The sequence below is a fragment of the Burkholderia anthinoferrum genome (assembly GCF_002925705.1).
Lineage (GTDB): Bacteria > Pseudomonadota > Gammaproteobacteria > Burkholderiales > Burkholderiaceae > Burkholderia > Burkholderia semiarida.
The window spans coordinates 241,247-265,779 of sequence record NZ_LFZP01000052.1 but is presented as its reverse complement, the minus strand read 5'-3'; the positions used below and the strand labels follow the sequence as shown (position 1 = coordinate 265,779).

General features: G+C 67.7%; 24 protein-coding genes. 14 read left to right on the top strand and 10 right to left on the bottom strand.

The annotated features are described in order from the left end of the window. Window positions 1–18: 18 nt before the first annotated feature. Together C5F75_RS23855 and C5F75_RS23850 are read right to left on the bottom strand one after the other, a co-directional pair. Entirely contained in the window at window positions 19–1,881 is a 1,863-nt protein-coding gene (locus C5F75_RS23855; protein WP_059574607.1) for a peptidoglycan D,D-transpeptidase FtsI family protein, read from the bottom strand. Between the two features lie 417 nt (window positions 1,882–2,298). After that, a complete protein-coding gene (locus C5F75_RS23850) occupies window positions 2,299–2,646 on the bottom strand; it encodes a DUF3564 family protein (RefSeq protein ID WP_059574605.1) in 348 nt (115 codons plus the stop codon). 647 nt (window positions 2,647–3,293) lie between these two features. On the opposite strand from C5F75_RS23850, the gene C5F75_RS23845 reads away from it, so the two are divergent. Continuing rightward, a complete protein-coding gene (locus tag C5F75_RS23845) occupies window positions 3,294–4,505 on the top strand; it encodes an SDR family oxidoreductase (protein WP_059574603.1) in 1,212 nt (403 codons plus the stop codon). A gap of 55 nt (window positions 4,506–4,560) precedes the next feature. Here the strand turns inward: C5F75_RS23845 and hpaR are convergent, their stop codons facing one another. Further along, complete coding sequence (gene hpaR, locus C5F75_RS23840; protein WP_059574601.1) at window positions 4,561–5,001, bottom strand: homoprotocatechuate degradation operon regulator HpaR; 441 nt, start codon at window positions 4,999–5,001, stop codon at window positions 4,561–4,563. A 152-nt stretch (window positions 5,002–5,153) separates the two neighbouring features. On the opposite strand from hpaR, the gene C5F75_RS23835 reads away from it, so the two are divergent. The 7 genes from C5F75_RS23835 (at window position 5,154) to hpaI (ending at window position 11,139) form a co-directional block, all read left to right on the top strand. Then, window positions 5,154–5,843 (top strand): fumarylacetoacetate hydrolase family protein, encoded by a 690-nt coding sequence (locus C5F75_RS23835; RefSeq protein ID WP_059574599.1) that lies wholly within the window; start codon window positions 5,154–5,156, stop codon window positions 5,841–5,843. Next, on the top strand, window positions 5,840–6,604 hold the full coding sequence (locus tag C5F75_RS23830; protein ID WP_059574597.1) for a fumarylacetoacetate hydrolase family protein: 765 nt from the start codon (window positions 5,840–5,842) through the stop codon (window positions 6,602–6,604). Before C5F75_RS23835 ends, C5F75_RS23830 begins: the two co-directional genes overlap by 4 nt. Before the next feature lie 26 nt (window positions 6,605–6,630). Next, on the top strand, window positions 6,631–8,094 hold the full coding sequence (gene hpaE / locus C5F75_RS23825; protein ID WP_059574595.1) for a 5-carboxymethyl-2-hydroxymuconate semialdehyde dehydrogenase: 1,464 nt from the start codon (window positions 6,631–6,633) through the stop codon (window positions 8,092–8,094). A 116-nt stretch (window positions 8,095–8,210) separates the two neighbouring features. Beyond that, complete coding sequence (gene hpaD / locus C5F75_RS23820) at window positions 8,211–9,059, top strand: 3,4-dihydroxyphenylacetate 2,3-dioxygenase (RefSeq protein WP_059574594.1); 849 nt, start codon at window positions 8,211–8,213, stop codon at window positions 9,057–9,059. A 44-nt stretch (window positions 9,060–9,103) separates the two neighbouring features. Further along, window positions 9,104–9,496, top strand: a complete 393-nt coding sequence (locus C5F75_RS23815) for a 5-carboxymethyl-2-hydroxymuconate Delta-isomerase (protein ID WP_059574592.1) — start codon at window positions 9,104–9,106, stop codon at window positions 9,494–9,496. 20 nt (window positions 9,497–9,516) lie between these two features. Then, window positions 9,517–10,320 (top strand): 2-oxo-hept-4-ene-1,7-dioate hydratase, encoded by an 804-nt coding sequence (gene hpaH, locus C5F75_RS23810; protein WP_059574589.1) that lies wholly within the window; start codon window positions 9,517–9,519, stop codon window positions 10,318–10,320. Window positions 10,321–10,332: 12 nt separating this feature from the next. Continuing rightward, complete coding sequence (gene hpaI, locus C5F75_RS23805) at window positions 10,333–11,139, top strand: 4-hydroxy-2-oxoheptanedioate aldolase (RefSeq protein ID WP_104012799.1); 807 nt, start codon at window positions 10,333–10,335, stop codon at window positions 11,137–11,139. 74 nt (window positions 11,140–11,213) lie between these two features. Here the strand turns inward: hpaI and C5F75_RS23800 are convergent, their stop codons facing one another. Beyond that, on the bottom strand, window positions 11,214–12,005 hold the full coding sequence (locus tag C5F75_RS23800; protein WP_099317381.1) for an AraC family transcriptional regulator: 792 nt from the start codon (window positions 12,003–12,005) through the stop codon (window positions 11,214–11,216). A gap of 95 nt (window positions 12,006–12,100) precedes the next feature. Between C5F75_RS23800 and C5F75_RS23795 the strand changes: the two genes are divergently transcribed. From C5F75_RS23795 to C5F75_RS23780, 4 genes are all read left to right on the top strand, one after another. Further along, on the top strand, window positions 12,101–12,352 hold the full coding sequence (locus tag C5F75_RS23795; RefSeq protein ID WP_104012798.1) for a hypothetical protein: 252 nt from the start codon (window positions 12,101–12,103) through the stop codon (window positions 12,350–12,352). Between the two features lie 30 nt (window positions 12,353–12,382). Next, complete coding sequence (locus tag C5F75_RS23790; RefSeq protein ID WP_104012797.1) at window positions 12,383–13,345, top strand: quinone oxidoreductase family protein; 963 nt, start codon at window positions 12,383–12,385, stop codon at window positions 13,343–13,345. A gap of 184 nt (window positions 13,346–13,529) precedes the next feature. Then, entirely contained in the window at window positions 13,530–13,997 is a 468-nt protein-coding gene (locus C5F75_RS23785) for a helix-turn-helix domain-containing protein (protein WP_059574579.1), read from the top strand. Next, window positions 13,994–14,569: a PIN domain-containing protein gene (locus C5F75_RS23780; RefSeq protein ID WP_059574577.1), complete on the top strand. Its 576-nt coding sequence runs from the start codon at window positions 13,994–13,996 to the stop codon at window positions 14,567–14,569. The genes C5F75_RS23785 and C5F75_RS23780 overlap by 4 nt, the downstream gene beginning before the upstream one ends. Window positions 14,570–14,731: 162 nt before the next feature. Here C5F75_RS23780 and C5F75_RS23775 read toward each other — a convergent pair whose 3' ends face one another. The 4 genes from C5F75_RS23775 to C5F75_RS23760 form a co-directional block, all read right to left on the bottom strand. Beyond that, window positions 14,732–15,823: a porin gene (locus C5F75_RS23775; protein WP_104012796.1), complete on the bottom strand. Its 1,092-nt coding sequence runs from the start codon at window positions 15,821–15,823 to the stop codon at window positions 14,732–14,734. 155 nt (window positions 15,824–15,978) lie between these two features. Next, the gene (locus C5F75_RS23770) at window positions 15,979–17,046 is read right to left on the bottom strand and encodes an ABC transporter ATP-binding protein (protein ID WP_059639380.1); all 1,068 of its coding nucleotides are present in this window, start codon (window positions 17,044–17,046) and stop codon (window positions 15,979–15,981) included. Further along, window positions 17,039–18,811, bottom strand: a complete 1,773-nt coding sequence (locus C5F75_RS23765) for an ABC transporter permease (protein WP_059574572.1) — start codon at window positions 18,809–18,811, stop codon at window positions 17,039–17,041. Before C5F75_RS23765 ends, C5F75_RS23770 begins: the two co-directional genes overlap by 8 nt. A 100-nt stretch (window positions 18,812–18,911) precedes the next feature. Beyond that, the gene (locus C5F75_RS23760; RefSeq protein WP_059574571.1) at window positions 18,912–20,012 is read right to left on the bottom strand and encodes an ABC transporter substrate-binding protein; all 1,101 of its coding nucleotides are present in this window, start codon (window positions 20,010–20,012) and stop codon (window positions 18,912–18,914) included. 369 nt (window positions 20,013–20,381) lie between these two features. Between C5F75_RS23760 and C5F75_RS23755 the strand changes: the two genes are divergently transcribed. Together C5F75_RS23755 and C5F75_RS23750 are read left to right on the top strand one after the other, a co-directional pair. Then, the gene (locus C5F75_RS23755) at window positions 20,382–21,062 is read left to right on the top strand and encodes a response regulator (RefSeq protein WP_059574569.1); all 681 of its coding nucleotides are present in this window, start codon (window positions 20,382–20,384) and stop codon (window positions 21,060–21,062) included. Window positions 21,063–21,141: 79 nt separating this feature from the next. Continuing rightward, window positions 21,142–22,563, top strand: coding sequence for a sensor histidine kinase (locus C5F75_RS23750; RefSeq protein WP_059574680.1), 1,422 nt, complete (start codon window positions 21,142–21,144; stop codon window positions 22,561–22,563). 33 nt (window positions 22,564–22,596) lie between these two features. Here C5F75_RS23750 and C5F75_RS23745 read toward each other — a convergent pair whose 3' ends face one another. Both C5F75_RS23745 and C5F75_RS23740 read right to left on the bottom strand, forming a co-directional pair. Next, window positions 22,597–23,463 (bottom strand): MOSC domain-containing protein, encoded by an 867-nt coding sequence (locus tag C5F75_RS23745; protein ID WP_059574567.1) that lies wholly within the window; start codon window positions 23,461–23,463, stop codon window positions 22,597–22,599. A gap of 94 nt (window positions 23,464–23,557) precedes the next feature. Then, the gene (locus C5F75_RS23740; RefSeq protein ID WP_059574565.1) at window positions 23,558–24,511 is read right to left on the bottom strand and encodes an ABC transporter substrate-binding protein; all 954 of its coding nucleotides are present in this window, start codon (window positions 24,509–24,511) and stop codon (window positions 23,558–23,560) included. Window positions 24,512–24,533 lie beyond the last annotated feature (22 nt).

The window sequence follows — 24,533 nt, the reverse complement described above, 5'->3', positions numbered from 1 at the left end:
GCGGCGCGCCTGGCTTCGTCAGCCTGCGGCGGCCACTTTCGCGGGCGCGGGGCGGGTGGACTGCGCGGCCGTCGTTGCCGGCGCCGCCGGTTTCGGCGCCGCGACCGTCTTCTGCGGCGCGCCGGCCTTCGCCGGCGCATTCTCTTCCGGTTCGACCGGTGCATCGGGCGGCACGCCGAGCAACTGCAGCGCGCCGCTCGTGACCGACGCGAACACCGGGCCGGCCACCGTGCCGCCGTAGTAGCCCTTGCCGCGCGGCTCGTCGATCATCACCGCGACGATCAGGCGCGGGTTGCTCATCGGCGCCATCCCCGCGAACAGCGCGCGGTACTTGCCCTTCGCGTAGCTCGCGCCAACCTGCTTGCGCGCGGTACCCGTCTTGCCGCCGATCCGGTAGCCGTCGACGCGCGCGCGGCGCCCCGTGCCGCCTTCACCCACCGCCATCTCGAGCATCGAGCGGATCGCGGCGGCCGTTTGCGGCGACGTCACGCGGTGGCCGCGGTGCGCGTCGATCGTCTGCTGGTCGGTGCCGTTCTTCAGCAGCGACACCGGATGCAGCGTGCCGTCGCCCGCATAGGCGGTGTAGGTCTGCGCGATCTGCAGCAGCGACATCGACAGCCCGTAGCCGTACGCCATCGTCGCCTGCTCGATCGGCCGCCAACGCTTGTAGCCGCGCAGCCGGCCCGACGCGACGCCGGGGAACGTCAGTTCCGGCGCGCGGCCGATCCCGTATTCCTGGTATTTGTTCCAGATCGTTTCGGCGGGCAGGTTCAGCGCGAGTTTCGCGAGCGCGACGTTGCTCGACTTCTGCAGCGCCTGCGACACCGTCAGCGACCCGTGGTTCGATGTGTCGTGGATCACGGCCGGGCCGATCTTGTAGGTGCCCGGCGACGTGTTGATGATCGTGTTCGGCGTGACCTTGCGCTCGTCGATCGACAGCGCGACGACGAGCGGCTTGATCGTCGAGCCCGGTTCGAACGTGTCCACCACCGCGCGGTTGCGCAATTGCTGGCCGGTGAGGCGGGCGCGATCGTTCGGGTCGAAGGTCGGATAGTTCGCGAGCGCGAGAATCTCGCCGTTCTGCGCGTCGAGTACGACGACGCTGCCGGCCACCGCGTTGTTTTCGATCACGGCCGCCTTGAGCTGGCTGAAGGCGAGCTGCTGGATGCGGCGGTCGATCGTCAGTTCGATCGTCGCGCCGTGCTGCGCGGGCACGAGCGGGCGCGTGTCCGACACGATGCGGCCGAGCCGATCGCGTATCACCTCGCGCTGGCCGGACGTACCTTGCAGGCGCGCATTCGCCGCCAGCTCGACGCCTTCCTGGCCCTTGTCCTCGACGTTCGTGAAGCCGACCACGTGCGCGGCCGATTCGCCTTCCGGGTAGAAACGTTTCGAATCGGCGATCTGCGTGATGCCGTCGATCGCGAGCTTGTCGAGCCGGCTTGCGGTATCCGCATCGACCTGCCGCTTGAGCAGCACGAACGTCTTGTCGTTGCCGAGACGCCGCTTCACCTCGACGAGCGGCATGTCGAGCAGCTTCGCGATCTGCGGATAATCGGTGTCGGCGACCTGTTTCGGGTTCGCCCAGATTTCATAGGTCGACAGGCTGACCGCGAGCATCGCGCCGTTGCGGTCGACGATGCGCCCGCGCATCGCGTCGAGCTCGATCGTGCGCTGGTAACGCTTCTGGCCCTGGCCGACGTAGAAATCCTGGTTCGCGACCTGCACCCAGAAAGCGCGGGCGATCAACGCGGCGAACGCGAGGAACACGACGACCACGATCAGCCGAGAGCGCCACATCGGCAGCCGCGACGCGAGCATCGGATTCTTGGTCGCCGCTGCGTACGGATCGGCGGGGTGGGTCTTTTTTTTCACGCTCATGCAAAGGCCGGGTCGGGCCGCCGGACGGCGGCGGGTCAGTCTGAATAATGCGATTGTAATAAATGAGTAAACAACGTGTGGGGAAAGTATGTTCCGGCCCCGCAAAAAGGCGAATGGTAGGTGATCCCGAGAATGGAGCGAAAAGGGGGCAGGGCGGCGCCGTAACGGAATGCGGCGGCGGCTGCGGCGGGGGAAACACGGACGATTCGCCGTGCGCCGAGGCCGGGCACGGGGTGACCGGCATCGATCGATCGGGATTGTCCCGCACGCGATCAATTGCCCGTGCTCCGGTTATTTCTTTAATCTCGAAAATGAAAAGCGCCTCGAGCCGAGGCGCCATTCATGCTGAATATCGAAATGAATATCGTGGATGTCGGAATAAACCCGAAAACCGCAGACGATTCAGGTCAATAATACCTATCGGGCCACGGAAATAAATTCGCGGTATTCCGGCTGGGTCGTGCAGGTATCGACCGCCTGCAGCCGCCACGCGCCTGCGGGATGCTCGCCGGCGAGCACGGCGGGGCCCTGTTCGCGCCGCATCGCGTCGAACGACAGCCCCTTCAATTGACAGACGGCATTGCCGCTGTCGGCCGCGCAGAGCGCCATCGCGCCCTGCACGTCGCGGACCTTGCCCCAGGTCGGAAGGTCGATGCCCTGATGTGCCTCGCGCGACCACAGTCCCTCGTCGGTATCGACCCACAAGACCGCGAAGGAATGCCGGGTTGCCGATTCGCTGCCATTAATCCGAATGGTGAGGCGCATTGGATCCTCTCCTGAAAAGTTGAAACGTTCGACCGATTTGACTTGAACAGTCTAGATAGACTGGTGTGAAACGCAAGTGATAAACCGCAATAAATCCGTATTGAGTCCATTTCGGTTTCAGATGAAAGGACGTCTGATGATGCATGGTCATTCCCGATGCGTCAGCACACACGGGCGATAGCGGCGATCGCGGCGCCCGGCCGGACACGCGCGGCCGTCAAGAGATGGGATGACGGGCGGACACCCGCGTCGATCTGTCGCGCGCCGGCTGCCGTCGAATCGGGCCGCCCGACGCCATCGGGCACCGCCCGAACTCGGCCGCACCGAACGTTTCAGCGTTCCGACGCGGCGGCCGGCACGACACACTCCGACAATCGCGTACAAATCTGCACACTTTCACGAAACTTTCGGGACAGACTTGCACGCGTTCGAGCCCCACACTGGGCACTTCCCGATCCCATGCGCGGACGCCCGTCCGCGCCGGCTGCCGCCGCCTCGTGCCAGCGCGCGATCGACGCGATCGCAGGGCGTCCGCCCGATCGGGAGCCGCCGGGGCGCGCGTCAGCCCCGGCCCGGCCGCTGAGCCGTGCGCCGGCCCGCAACCGCGGGCGCCGCGCCGCCCGGCCGATTCTTCGAAGGAGACTATCGTGCTGATCTGGAAAACCGCGTTGTCGCTCAACTGGCGCACGAGCCTCGTGTCGCCGGCCAGCGCGCCGGTCGCGGCGGCGAACGTCGGCCGGCTCGTGCTGACCGGCGCCACGGGCTTCATCGGCAGTACCGTGCTGACGGCGCTCGTCAATGCAGGGCTGCTCGAACGCGTGGTGTGCGTCGTGCGCGCGCAGGACCGCGGCCATGCGGTCGCGCGGCTGCGTGAAGCCGCGCTGCGCGCGGGGCTCGCGCCGTACTGGGCATCGCGCCTGACCGAAGCGAACGTGATCGTCGGCGCGCTCGGCGACGTGTGGCACGGCGCCGACGCGCCGCGCCTGGCCGGCGCGACGCACGTGATTCACTGCGCGGGCCACGCATCGCCGGCCGACGGCGCGCACCTGCAGGCCGACATCGCCGATGCGGTGCGCTTCGCCGAACGCTTTGCGCGCGCGCCGCGCCTGCAGCGCTTCGTGTACGTCGGCACGGCCTACGCGCACGCGGGCCGCGGCGGGATCGTGCAGGAGGAAGCGGAACGCGCCGCGGGCAACGATGCCGCGCCGGGCGCTGAAGGCCTGCCGGGTGCGGTGCTCGCGGCCGACTACCTGCACGCGAAGGCGCAAACGGAGCAGCGCCTGCGCGCGCTCGGGCTGCCGCTCGTCGTCGTGCGGCCGTCGCACGTGGTCGGCCACACGGTGCTCGGCACGCGGCCCGCGCCGAATTCGTTCTGGATGTTCCGGCTCGCGCATGCGGCGCGCCGCTTCACCGCGCGGCCGATGACGCGCATCGACATCGTGTCGGTGGACGACGTGGCGCGCGCGACGATGCTGCTGGCCGTCAAGCCGACGCTCGCGCACGACGTCTATCACGTGTCGGCCGGCGACGAGGCGCCGCAGGTCGCGCAGATCGTGCGCGCGATGGACGAGGCGGCGGGAATGACCGGGGCGCCGCGCTACGCGGCATGCGCGCCGGCCGAACTGCCGCTCGTCGTGCGCGACGTGCTCGGGCGCCGCGATCCGGCCCTGGAGCGCGTGATCGGCCGGGCGCTGCAGCGCTGCGGGGAATTCGCGACGGTCGATCGCGTATTCGACAATCGCCGCGTGCGCGATGAAATCGATTTCGAACCGTTGCCGTTCATCGATTACGTCGAGGAGTGCATGCGCACGTCACGCGGGGTGGCCGTCACCGAGCTGATGCGCGGCGCGTTCCACTGATCGCCCGCGTCGCACCGGCGCCCGTTCCCGCAGGCCGCGGAAGCGGGCGCCGCCGTCACGCGTCGCTGCCGAGCTCGATGAGCCGGTCGAGCGCGCGGTAGATGTCCTCGAGGCCGTCCTCGCCGAACCGCGACTCGAGTTGCCGGTATTGCTCGTCGATGCGCGGACCGATTTCCGTCACCAGTTTCCTGCTTTGCGGCGTCAGGCTGACCAGCAGCCGGCGCTGATCCTCCTGCGCGCGCGTGCGCGTGATCAGGCCGTCGCGCTCCATCCGTTCCAGCACGCCGGTCAGGCTCGGGCTCAGGATGCAGCAGCGTTTCGCGATCTGCCCGGCTTCGAGCGCCTGCGCCGGTTCGCCGTCGAGCACGCGGATGATCCGCCATTGCTGTTCGGTCAGCGAGAATTCCTTGAGAATGGGGCGAAACAGACCCATCAGCGTTTCGCGGGCCTCGAGCAGCAGCATGGCCAGGTTGCGATGGTCGAGCGTACGGTTCATCGGGGTGGGCAGAGGTCGGGGACGCATCAATCTTAACAGCCGAAGCTGATGAATTTCGCGTATCAGGGTAATCGAGGTTGCCAGCGCACGATTGTTTACTTAAGATATTAACTATTGACGATGCGCCGCGACGCGCGGCAGGGGAACGACGCATGGAGCTGTCTTGCACGAACGCCGCGGCGCCGCCGTTGCCGGTCGCCATCGGTACCGTCTACGGCGCGTTGCTCAACGAGCGCGCGGCGCTCGACGCGCTCGGCGATGCCGTGAACGCGCCGCCTTACGGCCGCCCGCCGCAGGCGCCGATCCTGTACATCAAATCCGCCAACACACATGCGGCCGACGGCGCCGCCGTCGTCGTGCCGGCCGGCGTCGACGCGCTGGAGATCGGCGCGTCGGTGGCCGTCGTGTTCGCGCGGCGTGCGACGCGCGTGCCGGCCGCGCACGCGCTCGACTACGTGCACGGCTTCACGCTCGCGAGCGACGTGTCGGTGCCGCATCCCGATTACTACCGCCCGGCCGTGCGCTTCAAGTGCCGCGACGGCTTCTGCCCGCTCGGCCCGGCGATCGTGCCGGCCGCCGCGCTCGCCGATGTCGACGCGATCGGCCTGACGGTGCGGATCGACGGCGCGGTGGCCGCGGCCGCGTCGACCGCGACGCTGATTCGCCCGGTGCGCGCGCTGATCGCCGACGTGACGGCCTTCATGTCGTTCGACGCGGGCGACGTGCTGCTGCTCGGCGTCGCGGGCGGCGCACCGCGTGCCCGCGCGGGCAGCACGATCGAGATCGCCGCGGCCGGCATCGGCACGTTGCGGCATACGCTGATGGCGGAGGAAGCACGATGAAGACGGCGCGCGTGATCTACAACGGCGCACTCCACGCGGCCGAACCGGCCGGCGACGGCGCGATCCGCCTCGATACGGGGCGCGTGGTGGCCGAGGACGCGGTGGCATGGCTGCCGCCCGTCGCGCCGCGCACGACGTTCGCGCTCGGGCTGAACTATGCGGACCACGCGAAGGAACTCGCGTTCAACGCACCGAGCGAACCGCTGATTTTCCTGAAGGGGCCGAACACGTTCATCGGCCACCGGTCGCTGACCGTACGCCCGGCGGACGCCACGCACATGCACTACGAGTGCGAACTGGCCGTCGTGATCGGCCGGCCCGCGCGCCACGTGAGCCGCGCGCAGGCGATCGACTACGTGGCCGGCTATACGGTCGCGAACGACTACGCGATCCGCGACTATCTCGAGAACTACTACCGGCCTAACCTGCGCGTGAAGAACCGCGACACCTGCACGCCGCTCGGGCCGTGGTTCGTCAGCCGCGACGAGATCGGCGACGCGGGCGATCTCACGCTGCGCACGACGGTGAACGGCCGCGAGACGCAGCGCGGCAGCACGCGCGACATGGTGTTCGACGTGCCGGCGCTGATCGAGCACATCAGCAGCTTCATGACGCTCTCGCCGGGCGACCTGATCCTGACCGGCACGCCCGAGGGGCTGGCCGACACGAAGCCGGGCGACGAGGTCGTGACCGAAATCGAAGGGATCGGCCGGCTCGTGAACACGATCGTCGGCGAAGCGGACTACTATCGCGCCGGCTGAAGCCGTCGCCCAAGGAAGGAGAGCACATGACCATCAAGCACTGGATCGGCGGCCGCGAAGTGGAGAGCCGCGACACCTTCACGACGCTGAACCCGGCGACGGGTGAAGTCATCACCGACGTCGCGTCGGGCGGCGAGGCCGAGGTCGACGCGGCCGTGCGCGCGGCGAAGGAAGCGTTCCCGAAATGGGCGAACACGCCGGCGAAGGAGCGCGCGAAGCTGATGCGCAGGCTCGGCGAGCTCATCGAGAAGAACGTGCCGATGCTCGCCGCGCTGGAGACGCAGGACACCGGCCTGCCGATCGCGCAGACGAGCAAGCAGCTGATTCCGCGCGCGTCGGAGAACTTCAACTTTTTCGCGGAAGTGTGCGTGCAGATGAACGGCCGCACCTATCCGGTCGACGACCAGATGCTGAACTACACGCTGTACCAGCCGGTCGGCGTATGCGCGCTGGTGTCGCCGTGGAACGTGCCGTTCATGACGGCCACGTGGAAGACGGCGCCGTGCCTCGCGCTCGGCAACACGGCCGTGCTGAAGATGTCGGAGCTGTCGCCGCTGACGGCCGACCAGCTCGGCCGGCTCGCGCTCGAAGCCGGCATCCCGCCAGGCGTGCTGAACGTCGTGCAGGGTTACGGCGCGACGGCCGGCGACGCGCTCGTGCGCCATCCGGACGTGCGCGCGGTGTCGTTTACCGGCGGTACCGTCACCGGCAAGCGGATCATGGAGCGCGCGGGCCTCAAGAAGTATTCGATGGAGCTTGGCGGCAAGTCGCCGGTGCTGATCTTCGACGACGCCGATTTCGACCGCGCGCTCGACGCGTCGCTGTTCACGATCTTCTCGATCAACGGCGAACGCTGCACCGCCGGCTCGCGGATCTTCGTGCAGCGCACGATCTACGACCGCTTCGTGCAGGAATTCGCACGCCGCGCGAACAACCTGGTGGTCGGCGATCCAGCGGATCCGGGCACGAATCTCGGCGCGATGATCACGCGCCAGCACTGGGAAAAGGTGACGGGCTACATCCGCATCGGCGAGCAGGAAGGCGCGCGCGTGGTCGCGGGCGGCGCCGACAAGCCGGCCGGGCTGCCCGACCATCTGCGCAACGGCAACTTCGTGCGGCCGACCGTATTCGCCGACGTCGACAACCGGATGCGCATCGCGCAGGAAGAGATCTTCGGGCCGGTCGCGTGCATCATCCCGTTCGAGGACGAAGACGAAGGGCTGCGGCTCGCGAACGACACGTCGTACGGCCTCGCGTCGTACATCTGGACGCAGGACGTCGGCAAGGTGCATCGGCTCGCGCGCGGCATCGAGGCCGGGATGGTGTTCGTGAACAGCCAGAACGTGCGCGACCTGCGCCAGCCGTTCGGCGGCGTGAAGGAATCGGGCACCGGGCGCGAGGGCGGCGAGTACAGTTTCGAGGTGTTCGCGGAGATCAAGAACGTGTGCATTTCGATGGGTTCGCATCACATTCCGCGCTGGGGCGTGTGACGGGAGCGGGTGGTGTCGCCGCAAGAACGAACGATTCCTTGGCCGGCACGCCGGCCAAGCATGGGGCCGGAGTAACCGCTAAAGCGCTAACTCCGGCCGACTGGGAGACTTGAACGATGGGCAAACTGTCCCTCGCCGCGAAGATCACGCACGTGCCGTCGATGTACCTGTCGGAACTGCCCGGTAAGCATCACGGCTGCCGTGATGCGGCGATCCGCGGCCACCGGCTGATCGGTGAGCGCTGCCGTGCGCTCGGCGTCGACACGATCGTCGTGTCGGACGTGCACTGGCTCGTCAACGCGGGCTATCACGTGAACTGCAATGCAAGCTTCGCGGGCACCTATACGAGCAACGAGTTGCCGCATTTCATCCGCGACATGCAGTACGCGTACCCGGGCAACCCGGCGCTCGGCCGGCTGATCGCCGAAACGGCCACCGAGCGCGGCATCGCGACGCGCGCGCACGAGATCGACAGCCTCGAGCTCGAGTACGGCACGCTCGTGCCGATGCGCTACATGAACGGCGACCAGCACTTCAAGGTCGTGTCGATCGCCGGCTGGTGCATGTGGCATCAACTCGACGAGAGCCGGCGCTTCGGCGAGGCGCTGCTCGAAGCGATCGAGAAGAGCGATTCGAACGTCGCGTTCCTCGCGAGCGGTTCGCTGTCGCACCGCTTCAACGACAACGGCAGCCCTGAGGAATCGATCCACCAGATCAGCCGCGAATTCTTCCGGCAGGTCGACTTGCGCGTGGTCGAACTGTGGAAGCAGGGCGATTTCAGGACGTTTTGCGCGATGCTGCCCGAGTACAACGTGCATTGCCACGGCGAAGGCGGCATGCACGACACCGCGATGCTGCTCGGGCTGCTCGGCTGGGATCGCTACGACAAGCCCGTCGAGATCGTCACCGACTATTTCGCGAGCTCGGGCACCGGGCAGATCAACGCGATCTTCCCGCTGCCCTGAGCATTGCCGCCCACCACGACTTCGAATCCGACCGGAGACTTGCCATGCCACACATCGTCGTCGAATACACCGCGAACATCCGCGACGACGCACGCATTCCCGCACTGCTGCGCACGATCAACGCGACGCTGATCGCGCAGGGCGGCGTGTTCCCGACCGGCGGCATTCGTTCGCGCGCGATCGAGCTGCACGACTACTGCATCGCCGACGGCGCGGAGGACGACGCGTTCGTCCACGTGACGCTGAAGATCGGCGCGGGCCGCAGCGACGAAACGAAGCAAGCCGCATGCGACGCGCTGTTCGACGCGATCAAGGCGCATTTCGCCGAGCTGTACGCGAAGCGTTATCTTGCTCTGTCGATGGAATTGATCGAGTTCAGCGAAAGCGGCTCGTACAAGCACAACAACATTCACGCCCGCTACAAGCGGGCCGGCTGAACCCCATTTTCGATCCGACCATGCTCGAACCCGCCATCATCGACCAGCTCGCGCACCGTCTGCACGACGCCGAGCGCGCGCGCACGCAGATCCGCCAGATCTCGCTCGACCATCCCGACATCACGATCGACGACGCGTATGCGATCCAGCGCGCGTGGGTGACGCTCAAGCTCGCGGAAGGCCGCACGCTGAAGGGGCACAAGATCGGCCTCACGTCGAAGGCGATGCAGAACACGTCGCAGATCGACGAGCCCGACTACGGCGCGCTGCTCGACGACATGTTCTTCGAGGACGGCGGCACGATCCCGACCGGCCGCTTCATCGTGCCGCGTGTGGAAGTCGAACTCGCGTTCGTGCTCGGCAAGCGGCTCACCGGCCCGAACTGCACGATCTTCGACGTGTACGACGCGGTCGATTACGTCGTGCCGGCGCTCGAGATCATCGACGCGCGCAGCCAGTCGATCGACCCCGATACGAAGCGGCCGCGCAAGGTGTTCGACACGATCGCCGACAACGCGGCGAACGCGGGCGTCGTGATCGGCGGCCGGCCGGTGCGCCCACGGGACGTCGATTTGCGCTGGGTCGCGGCGATCATGTCGCGCAACGGCGTGGTCGAGGAAACCGGTGTCGCGGCCGGCGTGCTGAACCATCCGGCGAACGGCGTCGCGTGGCTCGCGAACCGGCTGTCGCGTTTCGACGTCGCGCTGGAGCCTGGGCAGATCGTGCTCGGCGGATCGTTTACGCGGCCCTGCGCGGCGCGTGCGGGCGATACGTTCAGCGTCGACTACGGCCCGCTCGGGACGATCCAGTGCTACTTCGAGTGAGGTGAGCGAACGATGCGGATTCCGTCGAATGTCTTCAAGGCCGCGCTCGCGCGCGGCGACGCGCAGATCGGCCTGTGGCTCGGCCTCGCGAATCCCTACAGCGCGGAAGTGGTCGCCGGCGCCGGTTTCGACTGGCTGCTGATCGACGGCGAGCATGCGCCGAACACGGTGCCGACGATCCTCGCGCAACTGCAGGCGATCGCGCCGTATCCGTCGCATCCGGTCGTGCGCGTGCCGTGGAACGATCCGGTGATCGTCAAGCAGGTGCTCGATCTCGGCGCGCAAACGCTGCTCGTGCCGATGGTGCAGAGTGCGGACGAGGCGCGTGCGGCGGTGGCCGCGACCCGTTATCCGCCGCACGGAATCCGCGGCGTCGGCAGCGCGCTCGCACGCGCATCGCGGTGGAATCGCGTCGGCGAGTACCTGCATCGCGCGAACGACGAGATGGCCGTGCTCGTGCAGGTCGAGACGCGAGCCGGGCTCGACGCGATCGATGCAATTGCGCGGGTCGACGGTGTCGATGGCGTGTTCATTGGCCCGGCCGATCTGGCCGCCGATCTCGGGCATCTCGGCAATCCAGGCCACCCCGATGTGCAGGCCGCGATCGACGTCGCGATCCGCGCGATCAAGGCGGCCGGCAAGGCGCCGGGCATCCTGAGCGCGGATGAAGCGGCCGCGCGGCGCTATCTGGAAGCGGGGGCGTTGTTCGTCGCGGTCGGTGTCGATACGACGCTGCTGGCGAGGAGCGCGGAGCGGCTCGCCGCGCAGTTCAAGAAGGGCGGCGACGCCGCCGCGAAGAAGGGCGACGGCACGTATTGACGCGGCGGCGGGCGGTTGTTGTCTGCCGCCCGCCGGATCTTCGTCGTGCGGCTTCATGCGCGCGCATGAAGCCGCTATCCCTGCGCCTGACTTCCCCCCGCCAAATATCTCCCCGGCGTCGTCCCCAGCGCGCGCCGGAACATGTCGATGAACGCGCTCACGTTGTCGTATCCGAGATCGAGCGCGATCGTCGTCACCGGCACGCCGTCGGCGATGCGCTCCAGCGCCCGCAACAGCCTCGCCTGCTGACGCCATTGCGCGAACGTCAGCCCGGTTTCGGCGACGAAGCGGCGGCTCATCGTCCGTGCGCCGATGCCGGCCCATTCGGCCCATTCCTCCAGCCGCCGGTCGTTCGCGAGATCCGCGGCCAGCGCATCGGTGATCTTCACGAGCCGCGGGTCCCGCGGTCGGACCAGCCCCAGCGCCTCGGCTTCCGATGCCGCGATTTCATCGAGGATCACGTCGGCGATCCGGGCCTGTGCGGCATCCAATTCGGAATCGCCCCAGCTCGCCGCGCGCTGCACGGCCTCGCGCAGCAGCGGCGTCGTGCGGATCGCACGCGGCGTGGCCGGCAGCGCCGCGCAGCGCGCTTCGGCGACGAACGCCGACCAGCCGGAAATCGGCCCGAACGAGCGCAGCGAATGCCGGCAGTGCGGCGGAATCCAGATCGCGTGGATCGCGGGCACGACCCACTCCTGATCGTCGAGGCCGATCGTCACGAGCCCGCTCAGCGCGCCGACGAGCTGGCCGCGCGCATGCGAATGCGGCGCGGTGATACGGGGGGCGCGTTGCGACAGGGCGGCGGCGACCACGAACGGGCCGTCGTCGGACGTGACGAAGCGGGCGGGCAGAAGCGGATCGGACATGGCCGGATATCGGTATCGAATGGCCGTTATACCGGAGAACGGCCGGATTTGCACGCCTACACTGCGTCCATCGATGACAACCGGAGTACGACGCGATGCGAGCCGAACAAATGCTTCCCGACCATGCCAACCAGATCGATGCCGGCGGAACGACGATCCGCAAGGGCACGGTTGGCGCTTTTCTGATCAATGCCCGTGTGTTGACCGATCCGAATGCCGCGCCGGCGGACAGGGCGCGCGCGGAGGCCGATGCGATCGATGCGTTGCCGGCACTGCGTGCGCTCGGCCTGTTCGACGTGCTGGAAGTGCGCGATCCCGCGCTGCGCGCGTGGCTCGACGCCCGGTAAAGATCCACCGTCCAGATTGAAGGAACCACCATGAAAGCAGCCGTTGTTGAAGGCGCTGGACAGCGCCCGGTTTATACCGAATTCGAACCGCCGCGCGCGATGCCGGGCCACAGCCTGATCGACGTGACGGCGTCCGCGCTGAGCCGCATCGCACAGGGGCGCGCGGCCGGCACGCATTACTCGTCGGATCGACGCTATCCGTTCGTCGTCGGTGTCGACGGCGTGGGGCGTCTCGACGACGGTCGGCGCGTCTACTTCTTCGGCGCCCCCGTGCCGTTCGGCGCGATGGCCGAACGCACGATCGTGCCCGATACGCAGTGCGTGCCGCTGTCGGACACGCTTGACGATGTCACCGCCGCGGCGATCGCGATTCCGGGGATGTCGTCGTGGGCGGCGCTGACTGAACGCGCGCGGTTCGTCGCAGGCGAGACGGTGCTCGTCAACGGTGCAACGGGTACGTCCGGGCGGCTCGCGGTGCGAATCGCGAAGCATCTCGGTGCGGCGAAGGTGATCGCGACGGGCCGCAACGCGGCCGCGTTGCAGGCGTTGCTGAAGGCCGGCGCGGATGCTGTCGTGTCGCTGCAGCAGGACGACGCCGATCTGGCGCGGGCGCTCGAACCGCATTTCCGTGCGGGCGTGGATGTCGTGCTCGATTATCTGTGGGGCGCCAGCGCGCAGACACTGCTGGGCGCGGCCGCGAAAGCGACACCCGGCGGCCGGCGGCTGCGTTTCGTGCAGATCGGCTCGATCGGCGGCGCGGACTTGCTGGTGCCCGGCGCCGTGCTGCGGGCGACCGCGATCGAATTGATGGGCAGCGGTCTGGGCAGCGTGCCGTTGCCGCGCTTGCTGGGTGCTATCCGTGGTGTGTTTGATGCCGCCGCGCCGGCGGGCCTGACGATCGACACGCGCACGGTGCCGCTGTCGGCTGTCGGCGAGCACTGGGGCGATACGAGCAGCGCCGTGCGTTTGGTGTTCACGATGCGTGGTGACTGAACGGCGACGAGCGGGCCGCGGTCGTCACTCTGTACGCGGAAGGACCAGAAGCCGGGTGACGGCGCGTATTGACTGATATCGAGGTTCGGCGGTCTTATAAGGGCTCTATCGATTTTCGTTTATTGCGATTTTCGTTTATTTCGAATAAGATGGCGCATTTGAGAACCCTGCTTGGGAGCGCGCGATGGCCCATACCTCGATGTCCGATACGATCTTGCCGGTGGAGCGCGAGGTGCAGGCGGCGGTCGAAGGACAGCGTGCGCTGGCGGCTTATCTGGCCACGCGAACGGAAATACAGCGCATCCAGATTTTCGATGACGAAAATCGCGCCCATCAGGTCGAGCTTCCGACTTCTGCACTGCGTCTGCTGGTCGACATCCTCGCGGAGCTTGCAGATGGCAATGCGGTCAAGGTCGTGCCCGTTCACGCGGAACTGACCACGCAGGAAGCAGCCGACCTGCTCAATGTGTCCCGTCCACACCTGATCAAGCTGCTCGAATCGAAGGCGCTGCCGTATCACAAGACCGGCAAGCATCGTCGTGTGCGCTTTTCCGATCTGATGCGTTACAAGACCGAACGCGATCGGGCGAGCGCCAATGCGATGGAAGAGTTGGGGCGGCAAGCGCAGGAATTCGGGATGGGCTACGAATGACGAGTTCGCCATTCACGGCGGTCTATGATGCCTGCGTGCTGTACCCGGCACCGTTGCGCGATTTCCTGATGTGGCTCGCATTGAGCGGGTGTTTCAGGGCTCGCTGGAGTGCCGATATCCATAACGAATGGAAACGGAACCTGTTGCGCAAGCGCCCGGACCTCGGCGCCGCACAACTCGACCGGACTGCGAGTCTGATGGATCGCGCGATACCTGATGCGCTGGTGACCGGGTACGAAGCGTTGATCGAGGGCCTGAGGCTGCCGGATGCCGATGATCGGCATGTACTGGCCGCCGCGATCCGCTGCAACGCCAGTGTGATCGTGACGTTCAACCAGAAGGACTTTCCCGACGCAGTGCTGTCGGCGTACGGGGTGGAGGCGCAGCATCCCGACGTGTTCGTCGACAATCTGTTCGATCTCGAGCCGGCTGCGGTTGTCGGCGCAGCACGGCGACAACGCGAAATGCTCAAGCATCCTCCGATGATGGTGGATCGCTACCTCGACATCCTGCAGCGGCAGGGGATGGTTCAGACCTGCAAGGCGCTCGAAGCTTACCGGGCGATTCTCTGAACGAGCCGCCATGGTGTTCGCGTGCTCAGCGAATCGCCGGCACGTTGCTCGCGCATCCGTTTCAACGTGTTTCTCGTGCCGCGCCCCGACATGCGACGAAGCAGAGGGCGACGCGCCCCGAAACGCTCGCACCGTCCTCTGCCCGCCGTCATGTCGGAGCGGTCAGAACCGCTGCTGAATCCCCGCCGTGACCCCCACCTGCGTCGTGCCGTATCCGGCGAAATCGCGCGACACGCCGACTTTCTGGTCGTGCTTCGCGATCGCGAACGCACCGGCTGCATACAGCACCGTGCGCTTCGACAGCGCGTACTGCGCACGCACCGACACCAGCGTCGGGTCGGCATCCGTGCCGCCCTTGATGTTCTGGTGATAGACGGCCGCGATCAACGAGAACGTCGGCGTGAACTGGTACGACCCGCCGAGCCAATACATGTCGCTCAACTGGTTCGCGGCCGTGGTGTGATACGTGCGCCGATAGTTGCGATAGCCGGCCATCGTTTTCAGGTTACCGAAGTCGTAGCTCAGGCCCGCGTGGATGCCTTGAATGTAGTTGACGGTATCGGCCGGCGTGACGCTGTCGGCCGCGCCGTTCTGCCGGTCGAACGTGACGACGGCCGCGAACGGGCCCGTCTCGTAGCCGAGCGCGAAGTCGTATTTGGAACTGGTCTTGATGCTGCCTGGCACGTTGCCGAAACCGTACAGCGCGCCGAACTTGAAGCCGCTGAATTCGCCGTCGTAGCGCACCGCGTTCGACGAGCGCGTGAACAGGCCGTCCTTGCGGCCGCCCGTCGCCATCGACGAGGTCGCCCACGAGTAGTTCTGCGCGTAGCCCATCGGGTCGAACGGCAGCATGTAGTCGTAGGTGACGGTGAAGTTGCGGCCGAGCGACAGCTCGCCCCATTTGCCTTTCAGGCCGACCGTCGCGCGGCGCGCGAAGATCGAGTCGGGGCCGTCGTCAGACGCGCCATTCGCGAGATCGATGCCGCTTTCGAGGCGGAACACGGCTTTCAATCCGCCGCCGAGATCCTCGACGCCGCGCAAGCCCCAGCGCGACGTGTTCTTGTTGCCCGACTTCAGCTTGAACGCATTGCCGCCCTCCGGGGCCGCATGGTTCGTGTATTCGATGCCCGCGTCCATGATCCCGTATATCGTGACCGACGACTGCGCGTGCGCGGCCGGCGCGGCGAGACAGGCTGCCGCGGCTGAACTGGTGAGGACTACTGTTCGAATCGAGCGTTCTGCGCGTGACTTCATTTTGACGGTGTCTCCTAGATTATTGTGGGCGGGTTGAAACAGAAAACGGATGCGCGGCGCGCCAGCGGCGGACGCCGTGAAGCGTCCGCCGATGCGAGTCGCAAAGGGGCGGCTTGAAAGCCGGCGCGGCGGCACGCGAGCCGCCGCGATGCGGATCAGCCCGCTTTCGCGAACGCCCAGCAGTCGTTGGCCGGGAATTCGATCCAGTGCTTGCCGGCCGCGCGCGGCACGTGGCCGAACGCGCGCAGGCGCATCTCGCCGCAATGGAACAGGTATTCCCAGCGGTCGCCGAGATACATCGACGTGACGAGGTCGGCCTGCAGCCGGTTCGCGCCCGGGCCGTCGGCCACCTGCACGCGCTCGAGACGGATCACGGCCTGCGCGTCCTGGCCCGGCGCGAACGTGTCGCGGGCCAGCGCCTGCAACTCCCAGCCGTCGCCGGCAAGCGTCACGCGTTCGCCGTCGACGGCCGCGACGCGCGCGTCGATCCGGTTGTTGCTGCCCATGAATTCGGCGGTATACAGCGAGCGCGGCGCGCCGTACAGCTCGGCCGGCGTGCCTTCCTGCTCGATGCGGCCGTTGCGCAGCAGCAGGATGCGATCGGACATCGCCATCGCTTCGGTCTGGTCGTGCGTCACGCACAGGGCCGACAGTCCGAGCGACACGATCAGCTCGCGCAGCCACGCACGCGCTTCCTCGCGCAGCTTCGCGTCGAGGTTCGACAGCGGCTCGTCGAGCAGGATCACCGGCGGGTTGTAGACGAGCGCACGGGCGATCGCGACGCGCTGCTGCTGGCCGCCCGACAGTTGATGCGGAAAGCGTTCGGCGAGATGGCCGAGGCCGAGCTGGTCGAGCGCGGCCTGCACGCGGTGTTTCTGTTCGGCAGGCGCCACGCGGCGCAGCTTGAGCCCGTAGCCGACGTTGTCGGCGACGGTGCGGTGCGGCCACAGCGCGTACGACTGGAACACGAGGCCGAGCGAGCGCTGCTCGACCGGCAGGTCGATGCGCCGCGCGCCGTCGAAGAACACGCGCTCGTCGAGCTGGATGCGGCCGTCGGACGGCTGTTCGAGGCCGGCCACCGCGCGCAGCAGTGTGGTCTTGCCGCTGCCCGACGCGCCGAGCAGGCACACGACTTCGCCGGCCTTCAGTTCGAACGACACGCCCTTGAGGATCGGGTTGGCGCCGTAGCTGAGGTGCAGATCGTCGACGATGAGCTTATCCATGAAGTTTCACTCCGAAGCGCAGGGCCACGCCGAGACCGGCGCCGACCATCGCGATGTTGATGACAGAGAGCGCGGCGACCTGGTCGACGGCGCCGGTCGCCCACAGCGACACGAGCAGCGCGCCGATCACTTCGGTGCCGGGCGACAGCAGGTAGACGGCGGTCGAGTATTCGCGCTCGAAGATCATGAAGATCAGCAGCCACGCGGCGAGCAGGCCGAAGCGCACGAGCGGCAGCGTGACGTCGAGCGACACGCGGCTGCGCGTCGCGCCGACGCTGCGGCCGGCTTCCTCGAGTTCCGGGCCGACCTGCAGCAGCGCGCTCTGGATCAGCCGCATCCCGTACGCGAGCCACACGACCGTGTACGCGATCCAGATGCTCCACATCGAGTTCTTCAGTTCGCGCAGGCCCGGCACGAACAGGAAGATCCACAGGAACGCGAGACCGGCGAGCAGGCCCGGCACGGCGCGCGGCAGCAGCACGAGGTAGTCGAGCAGCCTGGTCGCCCAGTCGGGGCGGCGGTGGCCGGCGAACGCGACGAGCGAGTAGAAGCCGATCGCGAGCGCGCCGCCGATCACGCCGATGCCGAGCGTGTTGACGATCGCGCGCACCAGGTTGTCCTGCTCGAACAGCTCGACGAAGTTCGCCAGCGTCAGCACTTCGCCGAGCGGCACGCCTTCGCCCCAGTTGGTCACGAACGCGCGCAGCAAGATGCCCGAGATCGGCACGATCACGGTCAGCGCGAGCCACAGCGCGACGATCGCGAGCGCGACCCAGCGCCACACGCCGAGCGGCAGCACGGTCGCGCGGCCGGCCTTGCCCTTCACGGTGACGAAGCGGTTCGCGGTCTTCAGCAGGCGGCGCTGCAGCAGCACGAGCGGGAAGGTGATCGCGACGATGCACACGGCGACCGCGGCCATCAGGTGATACGACGGCACGCCGAGCTTGTTGGTCAGCTTGTACAGGTAGGTCGCGAGCACGAGGTGGCCTTCCGGGTCGCCGAGCACGAGCGGCAGCCCGAACACCTCGAAGCCGAGGAAGAACACCAGCACGCCGGCGAACAGCAGCGCGGGCATCGTCATCGGCAGGCTCACGTCGAGCGCGACGCGGAACGGGCGGGCGCCCGCCACGCGCGCGGCTTCCTCGACGTCCGAGCCGAGGTTGCGCAGCGCGGCCGACGAATACAGGTACACGTGCGGCACGTGCGTGAGGCCGACGATCACCGTGATCGCGAAGATCGAATACACGTTCCAGGGCACGCTCTGCGCCCCGAACAGCTCCTTGAACCACACCGAGTAGAAGCCGACCGGGCCGGCCGCGACCACGTAGCCGAACGCGAGCACCATCGGCGACACGAACACCGGCGTGAGCAGCAGCGGTTCGAGCCAGCGGCGGCCGGGCAGGTCCGTGCGCACCATCAGGAACGCGAGGATGCCGCCGAGCGGGATCGAGATGAACAGCATCCCGCCGGCGATGATGAACGAGTTCTTCACGGCCGACCAGAAATCGGGATCGCTGAAGATGAAGCGGAAGCCTTCGATGCCGAGCGTCTTGTTCGCGTCGAAGAACGGCGCGGACAGCAGGCTCTGGAACAGGATGAAGCCGAGCGGCAGCGCGACCGCGACGGTCAGTACCGCGACGACGATCCAGCGCAGCATGCCGGCGAGCGGCTGCAGGCTGCTGACCGGCAGCGCGGGAATCGCGTCGCGCGGGCCGGTGGCGGGCGGAACGGCCGGTGCCGTGCCGCGTGTGCTGGTGGAAAGCATGAGTTCGCCCCTGCGGCCATCCGGATGGCCGCCTCAAGGAAGTCGGTAAGGGGAAGGGGCCGCCCGCGCGCCGTGCGGCGGGCGGCCCGGCGTCAGCGGCTCAGCGCTTGATCGCCTGCTGCCATTGCTTCAGGAACGCGAGGCGCTTCGACTGGTCGAGATAGACGAGCAGGCCGGTGCCGATCTGGATCGGCTTGAGCGAATCGCCGAGTTCCTTCGTGAGGCTCGCGGCCGACGTTTCGCCGGTCACGTCCGCGCGGATCGCGTACAGGTTCGCCTGGTTCGCGATCAGCGTCTGGCCGCGCTTCGACAGCAGGTAGTCGACCCACAGCTTCGCGGCGTTCGGGTTCTTCGCCTTCTTCGACACGGTGGCGAGGCGGCTCACGACCTGCGTGTAGTCCTTCGGAAACACGTAGCCGATCGACTTGTCCTTCTTCGCCTTCGCGTACGCATACGAGCCGATGATGTTGTAGCCGATCAGGTTCTCGCCCGACGAGATGCGCTCCATCATCGCGCCCGTGCTCGACTGCAGCTTCGGGCCGGTCGCGCCGATCGCCTTCACGAGTTCCCACGTGACCTTCTCGTTTACGTGCGCGTCCTGGGTCAGGTAGTTGAAGCCGACGCCCGATTTCTCGATGTCGTAGGTCGTGACCTTGCCCTTGAACTTGTCGGCCTGCGTGGTGAGCAGCTTGATCAGGTCGGCGCGGGTTTTCGGCACCTCGTTCTCGGGGATCAGCCGCTTGTTGTAGACGATCGCGAGCGGCTCGAACGTCGTGCCGTACGCCTGCTTCTGGTACTGCGCCCATTGCGGCACGTTCGGGCTTTCGGGCGAATCGTACGTCGCCATCAGGCCGTCGTTGACGAGCTTGACCTGCAGGTCCATCGCCGAGCTCCACAGCACGTCGGCGCTGGTGCTGCTCGCCGCGTTCTCGCTGATGTAGCGGTTGTACAGCTCGGTGCTGTTCATGTCGTTGTACTCGACCTTCACGCCGTACAGGCTTTCGAAGTCCTTGATCAGCGGACGCACGAGGCCCGTGTCGGTCGTCGAGTAGACGATCAGCTTGCCTTCCTTCTTCGCGGCGTCGATCACGCCCTGGTAGTTCCCCGGGTAGCCGGCCGGAACCTGCGCGGCGGCGCTGCCGGCGGCAGTGCCCAGGACGACCGCCAGCGCGGCGGCGAGGTGCTTCGGTGCAAACGGCATGTCTTCCTCCAGTGATGCGTCGATGTTGTTCGAATGACGCGGATGTTACGGGCGGGGCACTTTCAGCCCGCTTTCATTTCCGTTCGCGATTGCGCCGTTCGCGTCATGGATTTCCCGGGGGCCACGCGGGTTTCGCGGCGCAACAGGGGGACGCGACGCGGGGTGACCGGCTACGCGGGCGCGGCCAGCAGTTGCCCGAGGACTTGGCCACCATGCCGCGCATACGCGGCCGTCCGCGCCGCATATCCGACGCCGCCGCCGCCGACGCGGCCCGTTCGCGGCACCCGCGCAACCCGTGTTTGCGCGAGGCGTGGAGACGGAAAGGATCATGTAATGTAGCGGGCTGTCGCTGACCTTACCGGAATCCCCATGCGTGTGCTGCTCGTCGAAGACAACCCCAACCTGGCCCAGTCGCTGAGCGATGCGCTGAGCGCCGCGCGCTTCGCGGTCGATCACATGGCCGACGGCGAGGCGGCGGACCACGTGCTGCGCACGCAGGATTACGCGTTGGTGATCCTCGATCTCGGGCTGCCGAAGCTCGACGGGCTGGAGGTGCTGCGGCGGCTGCGCGCGCGCCGCAACCCGGTGCCGGTGTTGATTCTCACCGCGCACGGTTCGGTCGAGGATCGCGTGAAAGGGCTCGATCTCGGCGCCGACGACTATCTCGCGAAACCGTTCGAGCTGACCGAACTCGAGGCGCGCGCCCGCGCGTTGATCCGGCGCAGCCTCGGCCACGAGCATTCGCGGGTCGAATGCGGGCCGCTTTCGTATGACAGTATCGATCGGAGCTTCCATCTCGCGGGCGAGCCGCTGTCGCTCACGCCGCGCGAGCGCTCGGTGCTCGAGGTGCTGATCCTGCGCAACGGCCGCGCGATCAACAAGGACACGCTGTCGGAGAAGATCTTCGGGCTCGACGAGTCGGTCAACGCCGATGCGATAGAGATCTACGTATACCGGCTGCGCAAGAAGCTGGAGAACACCGGCGTCGCGATCGTCACGCTGCGCGGGCTCGGCTATCTGCTCGAAGCAAAGGAAGGGACGGCCGAATGAGTGCCCGTCGCGCTCGCTCGTGCTCGCCGGCGGCCGACGCGGCGCCTGCGATCGTTGGCGCGGCCCGGCCGAACGCATGATGACCCGCCCGAACCTGCGCGCGCAGGTCGCGCTGTGGCTGCTGCTGCCGCTGCTCGGCCTGCTCGCGCTCGACTCGTGGCTCACGTACCAGCGCGCGATGAGCGCCGCGCACGTCGCGTTCGACCGCACGCTGTCGTCGTCGCTGAAGTCGATCCGCGAAGGCGTGCGGCTCAACGACGGCGAGATCGAGGTCGACCTCCCGTATCTCGCGCTCGAAATGCTCGAATCGAGCGACGGCGGCAAGATCTACTACCTGATCCGCGAGGACAACGGCCGCACGGTCACCGGCTATCCGGACCTGCCGCTGCCGCGCGGGCGCGACGCGGGCGACGGCGCGCTGTTCGTCACGCGCTACTACGACGTCGTGTATCGCGGCGAACAATTGCGGATGGCCGCGCTGCGCATCCCGGTGCACGACGTGCCGACCGCGCAATCGCGCATCGTGTGGGTGATGGTCGGCGAGACGATCGAGGCGCGCCAGGCGCTCGCGCGCGAGATCCTGATCGGGTCGCTGCTGCAGGAAGGGCTGCTCGTCGTGCTGGCGCTCGGGATCGTGTGGCTCGGCGTCGGGCGCGGGCTGCGGCCGCTGAACCGGCTGTCGGCGACCGTCGCCGCGCGCAGCGAGGACGACACGACGCCGCTCGACACGGGCGCGATGCCGAGCGAACTCGCGCCGCTCGTCGATTCGATCAACCAGTACATCGGCCGCACGCAGCGGATGCAGGTGGCGCGGCGCCGCTTCTTCGCCGATGCGGCCCATCAGTTGAAGACGCCGCTCGCGGCGGTGCAGGCGGGCGTCGAGCTCGCGCTGCGGCCCGACGAGCAGCCGCGCATGAACGTGCACCTGCGGCGCGCGAACGGCGCGGTGCGGCAGGCCGCGAAGATCGTCCAGCAATTGCTGTCGCTGTCGCGGCTCGATTCGGACAGCGGTCATGCGGTCGCGCACAAGCCGGTTGCGCTGCACCGGCTCGCGCGCAGCGTGACGCTCGACTGGTCGCCCGTCGCCCGCGCGCGCGACATCGATCTTGGCTTCGAGCACGAGGCAGACGTCGACGTGCTCGGGCAGTCCGACCTGCTCGGCGAGATGATCGGCAACCTGATCGACAACGCGATCCGTTATGCGGGCGACCATGCGGTGATCACGGTGCGTGTCTCGCGCGACGGCGAAGCGGCGCGGCTCGACGTGATCGACGACGGGCCGGGCATTCCGGCCGACGAACGCGACGCGGTGTTCGAGCGCTTCCATCGCGGCAGCAAGACGCAGACGGTCGAAGGCACCGGGCTCGGGCTGTCGATCGTGCGGGAAATCGCGCGCGTGCATCAGGGGAGCGTGACGTTGGCCGATGCGGCCGGCGGCGGGCTGATCGTGACGATCCGGCTGCCGGCGGCGGTGAACGACGCGATGCCGCGCGCCGTATGACGGCGCGCGTAGTAGCGGGCCGCGCTGTCCGGCTCAATCGCCGAAGCCGATCTCCGCTTCGACGGGCTGCCCGACTTCGAGCCACGCGCCGGCGCCTTCGACGACGATCGCATTGATGCCGAACGTCAGCGCGCCGTCGTAGTTCGGGTTCGCGCGATAGGTCTGCATCGTGTCGGTCGGCTCGTGCGGCCATGCCGGGTCCGGCGTGCCGGTGGCCTGGTCGATCGTCGGCACCGGGCAGCGCGTGCACAGCTTGACGAGCCGCAGCCGCACCGGCGTGTCGCCGCCGGCGTCGAGATGCTCGACGAAATCCTCTTCGTACGCATCGAGATCCGACACGACGATGTTTGGCCGGAAGCGGTTCATCGGGATCGCCGGCGCGCCCTTCGCGGCAAGCCGCGCGTTCAGGTCGTCGAGCGACGACTGGCCGATCACCAGCAGCGGATAACCGTCCGCGAACTGCGTATGCGTATCGATGTCGCCGGTCCATTTGCGGTTGCAGCCGCGGCGTGCGTCGGGGCTGAAGCGCGCGAGCTTCGTCGGCACGCCGAGGAATTCGGTGAGCCACGCGGCCGTGTCGGCACCGGTGTCGATCGCGTCGACCGTGTCGCGCCACACGGTGGCGGCCATCTTCGGTGTGGCGGGCGTTGCGTCACCGTCGAGCGGCGTGCGAATTTCCGGCATGCCCGGCGCGTTCAGCACGAGCGCATCGCGCTCGAGCGTCGGGCGGATCAGCGCGAGGCGCGGGTGTGTGCGCTGCGTGAGCATCTGCCCGTGCGGATCGGTGATCAGCCAGTGACGGTCGTACGCGAGGCCCGTTTCGAGCAGTTGCGCGCGCGACAGCGCGATGCCGGCGCAGGATTTGATCGGGTAGACGAAGAGTTCGGTGATGGCTGGCATGACGTGACGCTGGCTGGAGGCGGGATGATCGAATCGCGATTGTGCCAGATCATGCGTGAGCCGTTCGGGCGGTCGTGCGCCGCCACGCGGTCCGTCAGGCGAGCGGGAAACCCGTATCGAAGGTCGTGCGCACGTCGAGCGGCTGGCGCAGCAGCCCGGCCTTCAGGTAGAAGTCGGCCGTGCGCTGCTGTTCGGCGATCACCGCTGCGTCGATCGGCTGCCAGCGCGTGCCGCGGCGCTCGAACTGCAGCTTCGCGGCGGCCGGTGGAATGCCGATGATGCGTGCGAGCGCCGCCGAATACGCGTCGACGTGCCGGTACGACCAGGCCTGCGCGCGCACGACGCGCCGCAGGAAATCGTGCAGCACGTCGCGCTTCGATGCGATCGCCGCGTCGGTCGCCGCGAGATAGCTGAGGCCCGACCACAGCCCGCGGCCGTTGACCAGCACGCGCGCGCGGCCGCTCGTTTCGGCGAGCGCGGTGTAGGGCTCCCAGGTCGCCCACGCGTCGATCGAACCGGTGGCGAGCGCCAGCATCGTGTCGGCCGGCGGCAGGAAGCGGAACGACACCGCATCGGGCGGCAGGCCGGCCGCATCGAGCGCCTTCAGCGTGACGAAATGGCCGATCGAGCCGCGCGTCGTGCCGATGCGCTTGCCTTTCAGGTCGGCCGCGCCTTTCAGCGCGGCGTCGGGTTGCACGAGCACGGCCGTGCCGTATGGATCGGAACGGTTCGCGCCGATCACCTTGATGCGGGCGCCCGAGGCGAGCGCGAAGATCACCGGCGCGTCGCCGATCGGCCCGCAGTCGACGGCGGCCGCGTTCAGCGCTTCCGCGAGCGGCGCGGCGGCCGGGAATTCGGTCCACGCGATGTCGTACGCGAGCCCGTTCAGTTCGCCGGCCGCTTCGAGCAGCGCGCGCAGCCCGCCTTTCTGGTCGCCGGCGCGCAGCAGCGGGCGTACGCCCGACTGCGCGCGCACGGCGGCCGGGGCGGCGGCGATCGTGGCAAGGGCGCTCGCCTGCGCGAGGAAATGGCGTCGGGTCGGATTCATCGTGAAGTTCGGTTCAAGAAAG